The organism is Dyadobacter sp. HNCC25DJ183, assembly GCF_056895175.1.
The window spans coordinates 315677-328504 of record NZ_JBXHAP010000003.1 but is presented as its reverse complement, the minus strand read 5'-3'; the positions used below and the strand labels follow the sequence as shown (position 1 = coordinate 328504).

The 12828-nt window shown below is 48.8% G+C and carries 10 protein-coding genes; 7 read left to right on the top strand and 3 right to left on the bottom strand.

Going from position 1 to position 12828, the window contains the following annotated elements:
* Positions 1-68: 68 nt before the first annotated feature.
* Positions 69-1577, top strand: coding sequence for a glycosyltransferase family 39 protein (locus tag AC1XTG_RS08835; protein ID WP_056289668.1), 1509 nt, complete (start codon positions 69-71; stop codon positions 1575-1577).
* 58 nt (positions 1578-1635) lie between these two features.
* Here the strand turns inward: AC1XTG_RS08835 and AC1XTG_RS08830 are convergent, their stop codons facing one another.
* Positions 1636-2553 (bottom strand): helix-turn-helix domain-containing protein, encoded by a 918-nt coding sequence (locus AC1XTG_RS08830; protein WP_484841697.1) that lies wholly within the window; start codon positions 2551-2553, stop codon positions 1636-1638.
* A 12-nt stretch (positions 2554-2565) separates the two neighbouring features.
* Entirely contained in the window at positions 2566-3465 is a 900-nt protein-coding gene (locus tag AC1XTG_RS08825; protein ID WP_484841696.1) for an NAD(P)H-binding protein, read from the bottom strand.
* A 163-nt stretch (positions 3466-3628) separates the two neighbouring features.
* On the opposite strand from AC1XTG_RS08825, the gene AC1XTG_RS08820 reads away from it, so the two are divergent.
* From AC1XTG_RS08820 to AC1XTG_RS08795, 6 genes are all read left to right on the top strand, one after another.
* Positions 3629-3871 (top strand): hypothetical protein, encoded by a 243-nt coding sequence (locus tag AC1XTG_RS08820; RefSeq protein ID WP_056289676.1) that lies wholly within the window; start codon positions 3629-3631, stop codon positions 3869-3871.
* Positions 3872-4025: 154 nt separating this feature from the next.
* Positions 4026-6425, top strand: coding sequence for an FtsX-like permease family protein (locus AC1XTG_RS08815; protein ID WP_484841695.1), 2400 nt, complete (start codon positions 4026-4028; stop codon positions 6423-6425).
* Between the two features lie 124 nt (positions 6426-6549).
* On the top strand, positions 6550-8904 hold the full coding sequence (locus AC1XTG_RS08810) for an ABC transporter permease (RefSeq protein WP_484841694.1): 2355 nt from the start codon (positions 6550-6552) through the stop codon (positions 8902-8904).
* A gap of 109 nt (positions 8905-9013) precedes the next feature.
* The gene (locus AC1XTG_RS08805) at positions 9014-10438 is read left to right on the top strand and encodes a 3-keto-alpha-glucoside-1,2-lyase-like domain-containing protein (RefSeq protein ID WP_484841693.1); all 1425 of its coding nucleotides are present in this window, start codon (positions 9014-9016) and stop codon (positions 10436-10438) included.
* A gap of 70 nt (positions 10439-10508) precedes the next feature.
* Positions 10509-10772 carry a type II toxin-antitoxin system HicA family toxin gene (locus AC1XTG_RS08800; RefSeq protein WP_056289686.1) on the top strand — a complete coding sequence of 88 codons (264 nt, stop codon included), beginning with the start codon at positions 10509-10511 and terminating at the stop codon, positions 10770-10772.
* Positions 10765-11133, top strand: coding sequence for a type II toxin-antitoxin system HicB family antitoxin (locus tag AC1XTG_RS08795; protein WP_056289688.1), 369 nt, complete (start codon positions 10765-10767; stop codon positions 11131-11133). Before AC1XTG_RS08800 ends, AC1XTG_RS08795 begins: the two co-directional genes overlap by 8 nt.
* A gap of 5 nt (positions 11134-11138) precedes the next feature.
* Here AC1XTG_RS08795 and AC1XTG_RS08790 read toward each other — a convergent pair whose 3' ends face one another.
* Positions 11139-12713: an FG-GAP repeat domain-containing protein gene (locus tag AC1XTG_RS08790; RefSeq protein WP_484841692.1), complete on the bottom strand. Its 1575-nt coding sequence runs from the start codon at positions 12711-12713 to the stop codon at positions 11139-11141.
* Positions 12714-12828: the final 115 nt, after the last annotated feature.

The following is a 12828-nucleotide window of genomic DNA, read 5'->3' as shown; positions in this document are numbered from 1 at the left end:
ATATAACGATTCTGTCTTAACTTTCCGGTGCGACGAAAGCAATGCCGTAATCATCCCAGGAAAGTGCCATGACCAGAAAAACTACCATTTTACTCGCATTCATTGCGTTGAAATTCCTGTTACAATATGTATTGATCCTCCCCTCCTACGACCTGCACCGCGACGAGTATCTGCACCTGGACCAGGCCGATCATCTCGCCTGGGGTTATATGTCGGTGCCGCCTGTTACTTCCTGGATTGCGCTGATCATCAAAACACTTGGTAACTCCGTTTTCTGGGTGCGGTTCTTTCCGGCACTCTGCGGCGCGCTGACAATACTCGTAGTTTGGAAAACGGTCGAAGCACTCCGTGGCAGCCTGTATGCCTGTGTTCTTGCTGCTACCTGTACGTTGTTTTCTGCATTGCTGCGATTGAACCAGCTGTTTCAGCCCAATTCGGTTGATGTGTTATGCTGGACTACGCTCTACTATTTCCTTGTCAAATACATTCAGACCAGGAGCCCAAAGTGGCTTTACGGCATTGCCGTTGTATTTGCATTTGGTTTTTTGAACAAATACAATGTCGCATTTCTCGTGATCGGAGTTTTGCCGGCTATTTTATTAACAGAACACAGGGTCCTTTTCCTGAATCGTCACCTGTATTTTGCACTTCTGCTCGCCATTGTATTGATTTCACCCAACATTATCTGGCAATATCAGAACGATTTCCCCGTATTTCACCACATGAAGGAACTCAGTGAAAGACAGCTCGTCAATGTGAGCCGCGCCGACTTTTTTAAGGAACAGTTCATTTACTTCATAGGCGCATTGCTCGTGATTGTTCCTGGATTTTACGCGTTGCTGTTTTACAAACCTTTCGGCAAATACAAGCTCTTCTTCTTCTCCATTGTTTTTACGCTGGTTGTATTCACGCTGTTGCGGGCCAAAGGTTACTACGCGATTGGAATTTATCCGATTTACATTGCTTTTGGCGCAGTGTTTGTAGCCGAAAGATTGAAGTCGGTCTGGCTGCGGGCGGCTTTTATTATCATACCAATTACCATATTTATCCCGGTATCGCGCGTTGCATTCCCTAATAAAACCCCGAAGGAAATTGTGGATGGTTCAGGAAGATACAAGCGCGCGGGACTGTTGCGCTGGGAAGACGGAAAAGATCATGAAATCCCGCAGGATTTTGCTGATATGCTGGGCTGGGAAGAACTCGCCGGGAAAGTGGACGCCGCTTATGCGCAATCACCCGATCCGGAGAGTACGCTGGTACTTTGCGACAACTACGGCCAGGCCGGTGCCATTAATTACTATTCCAGGAAAAACGTGAATGCAGTTACATTCAATGCAGATTACGTGAACTGGTTTGACCTGAGTAAAAAATACAAGCACGTGGTGCGCGTCAAAAACGCATGGGAACGTGAAGCGGAGATTAAGGAAACTGCGCCATTATTCAACAATTATTCCATCACCGACTCGGTAACCACCCCCTACTCACGCGAACGCGGCGCAACAATTTTCCTTTTTGTGAATGCAAAAGTGGATATCAATGCCAGAATAAGCCGCGAAATACAAGAAGAAAAATGGTAACCAGGGGCTTCAGCCCCAAAAATCCCTTGCCCCGGGCTTAAGCCCGGGGATCAAAAGATTAGTTGAAAGAAGCTCTGAATTCAAGGGGCGAGTAGCTTGTCTTTGTTTTGAAGAGTTTGCTGAAGGACTGCGGGTGCTCGAAGCCGAGTTCGTAAGCGATCTCGCTGACAGACAAATCTGTAACAGAAAGCCGCTCCTTGGCTTTCTCGATCAGCCTGTTATGAATATGCTGCTGGGTAGTTTGTCCGGTAAGTGTTTTGAGCACATTACTTAGGTAATTGGGTGAAATATTAAGATTTTCTGCCACGTGCTGCACAGTAGGCAACCCTTTTTGCATTAAATCCGGACTGTCAAAATAAGCATTGATGATCTCTTCCAACCGGTCGAGGATCTTGTGGTTGACATTCCTGCGGGTCAGGAACTGGCGGTGATAAAATCGTTCTGAATATTTCAGCAGCAATTCTATCTGCGCAATGATCAAGTCCTGACTGAACTTATCCAGATTTGCCCGATACTCCTGCCGGATATTTTCAATGATCGTATTCAGCGTAGCTTCTTCCTTTTCAGAAACAAAAAGCGCCTCCGTAACACTGTACTCGAAGTATTCGTACTGCTTGATACCCTTGGCAAGCGGCGTGTTCCAGACCAGGTCGGGATGAAGCATTAACATCCACCCCGATTGCTGAACTTCGGTATCAATGTCGGTACCAAACCTGAGCACTTGTCCCGGCGCCATAAAAAACATCACACCGTTGTCAAAATCCACGTCCTGCTGCCCGTACTTCATCTTGATGTGAAAATTACGTTTGAGCGCAATGGAATAGAAATCCTTTACGATAGCAGGGGCATTCCCGGCAACATGCCGCACGAGCGACATATCTATCACGCTTACAAGCGGATGCTCGGGCGCAGGCAAGCCACGGAATCTGTGAAATTCGCTGATGGTCTTGAATCGGGTGGGCTGGATGGTGGACATGTTACAAGTTAATCAATTCTCCCTGAATGCACCTGCAAACTCCTGCGCAAAATCAGCCAGCTTCACCTTTCCCATGCTGGCGGGGCGGTTTTTGACATAATCCTCACCCAGCAACCCGCTGTACAATGCACCGTACATTTCTACCAGCCCCGCTGCAATGGCCGGGTTCATGCCCACAGAAGTCAGGTTGTTGAGCGACTCCTCAGACGAAATAACCACCCATTTCAGATCTGGTTTACCAAGCGCCGCCGCCAGAATGCGCGCAGTTTCATCGCCGGTAAGCTCCTCGCTCGCCACATAACGTACATTTCTGCCCGTAAAGCCGGATTGCAGTTCTTCTGCCACTGCATCGGCAATGTCAAAAGGAGACACCCAGGGAATCATGCTGTCGCCGCCATAATTGACGTAAATACCGCCTGTAGCTTTGATCATAGGCACATAACCATAGAGATTGTAGTAGAAAGAAACCGGTCGCATGTGCGTGATCGAAACGTCCGCAGGCAATGCATTAAGGGTTTGTTCTACATGGTAAGCACCGGCCAGAATGCCATTTCCCTCAGCTAAATGCGCCCCGAAAGTACTGAGATTGACAACCCGCTTCACGCCCGCATGCTGAATAGCTTCGGCGTAATTCTGTCCCAGCTGTTTGTAAAATCCGATGAGGTCCAAATCTTTGCTCAGGTAGCTGTGCGCCGCTACCATGGTGTAAACCGCGTCGGCGCCGGTAAAGGTTTTTGTAAGAAATTCCACATCTTCAAAAGTACCGATAGCCGCTTTCGCACCCAGTTCCTCTATTTGCTGCTGCCTCTCAGGGCTACTGCTGATTACTGTTACTTCGTGCCCGTTGCCGATCAATGTTCCGGCGAGTGGCTTGCTGATGTGTCCGAGCGAGCCTGTTAAAACGATTTTCATTTTGCTGTCTTTTTTTGTTTATGCAAAATTGCGCAGCACCGAAAAAGCGGGCGTAGCCGAATCTACGGTTGTTGTAGCCGAAAGAAGGGCCGGTATGAAGACGCTTTAAACTTTTGGAAAGATATTTGCACAAGCACGAGCAGAACCATCAAATAACATTCCAATGCCCCAGCCCGAACTCACCGGTCTCCAGAAGCGAGCCTCCAGATACATTGATAAAGCGATCAGCTACAAAGTCCGCCCGGGCGAGGTAATCGAAGGTTACTTTTCCGGCTTTGATGAAAAGAATAATGAACGCGCTGTGATACAGATGTCCAATGCAGCCGACACTACCACCCTGCCATTAATGACCGTCGTGAATTATTTCGAGGGTGTCGACGATGAAGAAGTCGAAGGAAATCCGTGATCGCCTGCGATCTGTTATACTCAAAAATGGTCAGGCGTTCCGCGCAAGGATTGAAGGTTGTTAAATGATGTTAAATACTTCATTGTGGAGGACTTGATCGCCGGGGCGCACCTGCTAATTTTTACCTTTATGCAGCTAACTCACGTCCGATTATATGCTGCAAAACTACTTGACCGTCGCTGTCCGTAACCTGCGGGTAAATGCCACTTATACCCTGCTCAACATCCTTGGACTGGCACTCGGAATGTCCGGCGCAACGCTGATCTTCCTCTTTCTCGCACATCACCTCTCCACTGACCGGCACCAGCCGGATGCCAGCAGGCTGTACCGGGTCGTACTCGACCTGCATTTAGACGAGGGAATTGTGCGCGAGCCTGGGTCTGCGTACCCGCTTTCAGCTGCTTTGGGAAAAGATTATGCAGGCGTTGAAAAAACGGGATTTCTCCGCCGGATGCCGATGGTATCGTTTTCAACCAATACAACCGCCGGTCCGCGGCGCTTTATGGAAAAGGAAAATGTCGCCTATGCAGATTACGGTTATATGCAGCTGTTTGCATTGGACTGGCATTCCGGTAATGCGGCAGCTACCATGCAGGAGCCTTTTACAGTAGTTGTGAGCCAGAAACTTGCACGAAAATATCTTGGAACGGAAGATGTAACAGGAAAAATTTTGCGGCTCGACAATGCGCACGATTTAAAAATTACCGGCGTGATCAGAGATCAGCAGTATCCCAGTGATTTTTTCTTTGATGCCTACATTTCACTCCCCACCATCAAAACCATTGAACCTACTAACTGGCAAACTGATTTCGGCTGGATCAGCAGCCGGAATTTTACTTTTGCGAGACTCGCACCCGATACACAGCCCCAGCACATTGAACAGCTTATAGCCAAAAACGGGAAGAAATATTACGTGGACAATGCGCCTTACTACCGGCACCATTTGCAACCGCTGGCTGACATTCACTTCAATGAAAATTACGATGGCAAAATCCGGCGCTCCATTCTCTGGATTTTAGCCGGCGTCGGCTTCTTTCTGGTGTTGGTTGCAAGCATTAACTTCATCAATATGGCCACGGCCCAGGCTGTGAAACGCTCAAAGGAAATCGGCGTGCGAAAAGCGCTTGGGAGCAGCAGGCAGCAACTTTTCTGGCAGTTCAATATCGAAACACTGCTGATTACCCTTCTGGCCGCATTTGGCTCCATACTCTTTACCATTCCGCTTTTCACCCCACTCAATAACTGGACGCACACGCAGGCTTTTCAGGCAGGTAACCTCCTGCAAATGGAAGTGCTGGTTTTCGCCCTCGTTACAATACTGCTGATTGTACTGATTGCCGGTTTCTATCCGGCGGTGATCCTCTCGGGCTTTAATCCGGTCGCTGCTTTGAAAAGCAAGCTCATTTCCCGTCAGGTTGGCGGCATCGGGCTGCGGCGCTCATTGGTGGTCGTGCAGCTGGTAATTGCACAAATCATGATCACCGGCACGCTGGTCATGATGCTGCAGCTTGATTTCTTCCGGAATGCAGACCTGGGTTTTGACCAGAAGGGCGTAATCCGGATAACGCTGCCCAGGCAGACCGGCGAAACCGTTAACAGGCAGGCTTTCCGCAATGCGCTACTCCAATATCCCGAGGTAAAGTCGGTTACTTACCAGTACGACGCGCCTACTTCCGATATGGGATTCGGCGGCTCTGTTCGGTTTGATAATCGGACTGAATGGGAGAAGTTCGTAATCAAAGTACGGTTTGGCGACGCGGATTATCTCAAAACATACCAGATGCCGCTGCTCGCCGGCCGCAGCTTCTCCGACCGTGACTCAGTCCGCGAATTTGTCGTCAACGAGGAATTCATGAAAAAGCTGGGGATTCGCGATGCGCAACAAATGATCGGCAGGTCAATGGAAGACGGTACCTCTGGCTACAAAGGCCGGATTGTGGGTGTGGTCAAAAGTTTTCACCTGCGATCGTTGCACGATGCAACCGAGCCCTGCGCCATTTACGCCCAGCCTGAACAATACCGCGAAGTAGCGATCCGACTCGACTTATCTTCTCTCACCAACTCCATATCCCATATCCGGAAAGCGTGGCAAACGCATTATCCCGGCGAGGTTTTCAACTGGGAATTCACCGAAGAGAAAATTGCCTCCTTTTACGCCAGGGAAGAACAACTAACCAACCTGATCCGCCTTTTCGCCTGGGTTGCAATCGTGATATGCTGTCTGGGATTGTACGGCATGATCTCGTTTATGGTTACTGAAAAAACAAAGGAGATTGGCATTCGGAAAGTGCTTGGAGCCAGTGTTGACAGCATTTTAGCCCTTTTCGGAAAGGAGCTTTTGATCCTGACCGGCATTGCGCTTTTGCTATCTGTTCCCGCAGCTTGGACGCTCATGAGTACGTGGCTAAATCACTTCGCCTATCGCATTGCCCTCCATTGGTGGCTCATAGCAGCAGGCAGTCTGCTGATTGTGCCGATTATTATACTGACCATCGGATTGAAGGTAATGCAAGCGGCCAGAATGAACCCGGTAAATAGCCTCGCCAGTGACTAAAATGTCGCTTTCCACTGTCAGGCAAGATCCGCTCCCAGCCTAACTGCATGAAACTGCTGCGGGCTAAGTGCCACAAAAACTGTCCGTCTGCCGTATTGGCCAATGAACACCTGACCTTGACTGCATGATCCTCAACTACCTTAAAATTGCATTACGCAGCCTGCGCGGCGGCGGCTGGTATTCGGTACTTAATATTGGCGGACTGTCTGTGGTACTTGCCGTGAGCCTGCTGCTGTTCTGGTGGGTAAAAGATGAGCTGACTTTCGACCGATTTCATCCAAATGCCGATCGTACCTACCTCATTAATGCGCATTTCGGGAAAGGGCCTGATGAGAATACATTTACCTCAACGCCGTCTCCTGTCGCTATCGCAGCCACAAACATCCCCGAGATAGAGGCAGTAACGCGCACCGCGCCTTTCCCGGGCAGCATTTTCCGCACAGGTAAGCACTCCTTCACAGAGAAAAGCGGCATTGCTTTCGCAGACACCAATTTTCTCAAAGTATTCGAAGGTTTTAAAGTTATCGCCGGTAATCCTGACAAGCCATTTACAGCCCGGAATGCAATGGTAGTCTCGGAAAAATTAGCAAAGAAATATTTCGGGACCATCGACGTGATCGGGAAAGCCGTTGAAAATGTTGATACCAAAACAACACTCGTAATCAGCGCGGTGCTGGCAAATGCGCCGGACAATTCTTCACTCAGAAATGATATTTATGTCAATATGGATGTCCGCAAGATCATTGCTCCTGAGAGAGGCGGACAAAAACTGATGGATGAAAACTGGGATGATTTCGGGGTTGAAACTTATGTTGTAACAAAGCCAGGCGCAGCTATTCAACTTCTGAATCAACAGCTTACCGCGGCTCACGCGCGTTCGGTAAAGGAAAAGGTGCAATCGGATTACCGATTGCAGTTATTTGCCGACACCCACCTACATCCCGTAGAAGGCGGAGATTCTCCTGAGCAGCAGGTTCAGATACTGGGTATGGTAGCCGTGCTCCTGCTCAGTATCGGCTGCATCAACTACGTCAACCTGACAACTGCGCGTGCGACAAGGCGGCATAAGGAAATAGGTGTCCGCAAAGTGGTGGGCGCAGGTTCCGCGCAACTTGCAGGACAATTACTCATCGAGTCGCTGCTGACATTGGGCATCTCGCTGATCATCGCAGTCGGGTTAGTACAGGCGTTGCTACCCTTTTATTCAAACATAACGGGCAAATCAGGCCGTTTTTCACTTGCTGATCCGGCTGCCTGGCAGGTGCTTTCCGGTATTTTGTTCTTTTGCTTTTTAATGGCCGCCATTTATCCTGCTGTTCTCATTTCGGGCTTCAATCCCGTTGCTGCATTGCGGGGCAGCCACCGACAAACCGGAGCCGCTGGCTTGCGTAAGTCGCTCGTAGTATTGCAGTTTACATTAGCGACGGTTTTGGTCGTGGGTACATTTGTAATAGGAAATCAGCTCCGGTTTATCCGTGAGCGCGACGCGGGTTTTAACCGTGAACACGTTTTCACATTTGAAGGGAAACGGTTTACGCAGCAGTTCAAGCAGGCACTGGCAGGAGAGGCAAGCGTTTTGGCGGTAAGTACTTCAACTGACACCCCGGTGAATGTGCAGACAGGTACAGCTTCCTGCGACTGGGACGGAAAGTCAAAAGACCGCACTCTGGTACTCGCGCAGATCGGCGTTGATAAAGATTTTATCCCCGGATTTAACATCAAGCTGCTGGCAGGAGACAATTTTTTCGGTACCAGGTCCGATTCTGCGCACTTCATTCTAAATGAAACCGCAGTAAAACAAACCGGCCTGAAAGATCCTGTTGGAAAGCGTTTCAAGTGTGATGGTAGCGAGGGTATTATCATCGGTGTTGTGAAGGATTTCAATATGATGTCCGTGCGCGAACAGATGTGGCCGCTTGTGCTGTACAGTACTCCGCAGTCAAATCACATCGTCAATGTGCATACCACAGGCAAGCTTGCGCCGACTGCATTGGCGGCGGCTGAAAAGCTTTGGAAGCAATACCAGCCCGAGTACCCATTTGAATATACATTTCTAGATTCAGCTTACGATCAGCTTTATAAGTCGGAGCAGCAGACGGGACAGCTTTTCAACTTTTTTGCCGGCATTGCAATCCTCGTTTCCTGCCTGGGCTTGCTTGGCCTGGCTTCTTTCGTGACGGAGCAGCGCACCAAAGAAGTCGGCATCCGAAAAGTGCTGGGCGCGACAGTCGTGCACATTACCACCTTACTTTCCATCGATTTTGTCAGACTGGTCTTGATTGCCATTGTAATTGCGACGCCCGTTTCGTGGTATCTGATGGATCAATGGTTAAAAGGATTCGCATTTCAGGTAGAGCTGAGCTGGTGGACATTTGCCCTCGCAGGCGCTCTTTCGCTTTTCACCGCATTGCTTACGGTAAGCTATCAGGCAGTAAAAGCAGCTTTAATGAACCCGACCCGCGCCATGAAAGCAGAATAAGCCTGAAATCACTCTTAAACGCAACTTGAACCGAACTTGACTCGCATTTGAACGGGATTTTGCGGGTTTGAAGCACATTTTTGCCCAAAATCAAACAAGCAAAAATGCTATGAAAAATCTCGTTCAAGTACTGTTCATCCTCCTTGCATTTCAAAGTTTTGGTCAAAAGAAGAGTACCTCCTCCTCACTTAAAAAGAATGACTTCACCATTCCGCTCACTGCTGAAAAATGGCAGTTCCAGGCCGACAAGGTAATCTTTGAGGAGCATCATGGAATAAAGGCAATGAAGCTGGCGCCTAACTCGGGACAGGTGATTTTAAAAGATGTGGTGTTCAGAGACGGTACGATTGAGTTCGATATTGATCCTTCTGCGGCAGAGTTTGCTGAGTCGGTTTATTTCCATCAAAAAGACCAGAAAGAACAGGAGATTGTGTACCTGCGCATGTCGCGTGTCGGCAACAAGCTGGCAAACCAGGGCATTCAGTACTCGCCCTATTTTGATGGGATCAATATGTGGGATATGTATCCCGACTTTCAGGCGCCCGCGATGGTAAAAGCTGGTGAATGGAACCACGTAAAACTGGTTGTTTCAGGCAAGAGATTGCAAGTTTTCCTGAACAATGCAATGCGGCCTGCATTGGATATACCGGAGCTTCAAGGCAGCGCGACGGAAGGAAGCATCGCATTTGAAGGAGCTTCTCATATCGCCAATGTTCAGGTAAAGCCAAATGAAACGGAAGGTTTGAGTCCGCTGGCGCTACCGGATATGACCAGCTATGACGGGCTTTACCTGAGAAAATGGGCGTCCACCGCTCCTTTTGATCTTCCCGTCGGAAGCGAGCTGGCTTTTCAGAATCAACCGAAACCGGAGCTGTTCACGGATTCTATTGCGGCCGAACGCGCCGGTCTTGTAAACCTCACGCGGAGACACGGAGGCAACAAGAGCCGGAAGGCGATCTGGCTGAAAACCAAAATCACAGCCAAAGAAGCGGTGAAAGCTGGCATACAACTGGGTTTCAGCGATGAAGTATGGGTGTTTTTAAACAATCAGATTGTTTTTGCGGATAAAAACCTCTTTCAGCAAAACATGAAACGCTATCCCGACGGTAGGATATCGGTACAGAATGCGACTGTGAAACTAAACCTCAACCAGGGAGAAAACGACCTGCTGATCGGCGTTGCCAACGATTTCTACGGCTGGGGTATCATGGCGCGACTTGAATACAGCGAGGCGATATTGGAGACCGACAATATAGCAGGCGTTATCAGTCTCGCAAAGGAGATCGCCAACCTCGATCCTGAACCTTATACCGGAACTTACAGCAACCCGGAGGTGCAATTCAAACTGACATTTGCGAAAAAGGATAAAGTACTCACCGTCCAGGCTAACAGCAGGCCGCCTGCCGAGTTACGCCAGACCGGCAAGCACACCTTCGCCTACCCCGCCGCGGCGATCCTGTTCGAATTTTCACCTGCCGACAAAAAAGTAATCTTCCGCGAAGGCAGCGACAGCCGCGTCTTTGTAAAGGAGTAGTGCTGGAACTTGAAAATCTCAATTTACATTCTATATTTGTAACTAAAAATTAGTTACATTCTATACACACATGAGTAAAATAGAAAAGCTGCTAGCGCGCTTTTTCAATAAACCTAAGGACCTTACATGGAAGGAACTTGTATTAGTTCTGGAGTTCTATGGATATCGCGAATTGCCGACAGGAGCGACTGGCGGATCGAGACGAAAGTTTGCTGATGCGGCTAAACATATCATTAGCCTCCACAAACCGCATCCAGGGCAAATCGTCAAGTTTTACGTGATAGAACAAGTAATTGAGATTCTTGAAGAAAATGGAAAAGTCAAAAATGATTAACTCACTGTTCTACGACGGGTACACTGCTAGTATTTATTACAGTCCCGCAGATGAAGTATTTTTTGGAAAATTGATTGGTGTAAATGACCTTGTCACATTTGAAGGCACTTCCGTTGAAGCCTTGAAACAAGGTATGCAAGAAGCCGTTGACGATTATATTGAAACGTGCAGGCTGCTGGGAAAGTCTCCTGAGAAGTCTTACAAAGGTGTTTTTAATGTGCGCGTTTCATCAGATCTGCACAAAAAAATAGCCTTGCTCGCCTCACAGTATAATGTTACGCTGAATGATTTTGTAAAATCGGTTTTACAATATGCATCCTCGCATCAGGAGATTGGCGCAGAGGTTTTCGGTGAAAGGTAGCCTTTCTATTTGATCGTGTTCTCCAAAACAATCACCGAAGGGCCGGTGTCGAGCCACTTCTTGCCGAGGCCGGTTGTGTCACCCATTGGCAGGAAGTAAACAAACGAACCCAGAACCAGATCTATATCGCCATCCCCGTCAAGGTCGCCTGCATCCATCACGGACCAGCGACCTTCGGGCGACTGCGGGAAGGTGGAATCCTCAAAGACGAGCTTTCCCCTATTTTCAAGATAAACAAAGCTTTCCTGCGGGTATCGCGCATAATCCGGGAAGAATGAGATCGCGGCGATGTCCAGGTCTCCGTCGAGGTCGTAATCCCGCGCCATCGCTTTGTAAGCACCATTCAGGTGATAAAAATAGCTTTGCTTGAAGTTCGATTTACCGTCATTCAGGAACAGGTATACGCCGTGGTAGCTTTTCAGGATAGGCGTTTTGTCGGCATTGTCGCCGCAGACGTACAGAATATCTTCGAAACCATCTTTATTAAAATCGGCTACCTCCATGTACTGAGAGCCATTAAGTGGCGAAAATGTAAGCAGGCGCTTTTCCTGAAACCGTCCGCCACCCTGGTTTTCATAAAGGAAAATCCCTTCATCTGCCTGCGCCATTAACACGAAAATATCAGGCAGCCCGTCGCCATTTGCGTCTTTGATGATCGCATTGATCGCGCCGGGCCGCTCGTTCAGAATGTGTCTTTCGTAACCGCCCCTGCCATTATTCGCGTACCACGCAAGCTGGCCGGTTTCGTTGCCGAATTCACAAACAACAATGTCCTGGTGCGTATCTCCGTTCAAATCACCAAATGCTGAATGGACCGGACGTCGCAGATTTGAAATAGGAATGTCCGAGGGCGCGTAGCTTTGTTGCGGCGCACTTTTGACCCAGCGCTGAATGGAACCATTTGCCGCGTCTGTCGGAAAAATATTGCTTCCAGTCGCTGTGAGGTACAAACCCTGCTGCGTTTCATGATAATGCACAGGCGCCACAGGCAGTTCGACTGTATATCTTTCTGCAAGACCTTTATCCAGAAAAGTAAGCTTTTTGCGCCTACCCTTCGCATCGCTGAATACCAGCCCCTGCTGATCAGGCAGGATTTTCACCATGGTTGTCAATGCAGGGCGATGCGAAAACGCCGGTTTCCGGTACCTGAAATGCCGCAGACCCATTTTTAGGCGATTTTTGCGGACAGGTACAGCAACCGTATCCGGCGCATTTTGAAGGTAATAAGCTTCGATTTTTTGCCAGTCTTCTTTTGCCAGAACAGGATTTTCAGGAAAGATACCCGCACTCCGAACAAGCGATCCGCCTGTTTTTGGATCAAACAAACTGTCAGGCCTGGCGCCGCCTGCATATATTCCCATGCGTTGTCCCATCGCAGGAAGCACTTTCTGCCAGCTCGACCTGGGCAGCATTTCCGGACCAACCAGCAAATGGCACCGGCTGCAATGCGCGATCGCAAGTTCCCTCCCCGAGCTATTGGAAACCGCAGGCTCCTGAACCCGGGCCGGCTCACTCTGCTTTCTAGATTTACAGGAAAAAATAAGCGAAAGGAGAATGCAGAAAAGTAAAGTATGTTTCATCAATATCTGAAATGCAGTATAAAAGCGCGTAGTTACCAGTCAAAATATATCAACTCCTCCGCTCCCATTTCAGACTAATGCACAGCGTTAACATTCGTGCAAATTCGTGCATTCG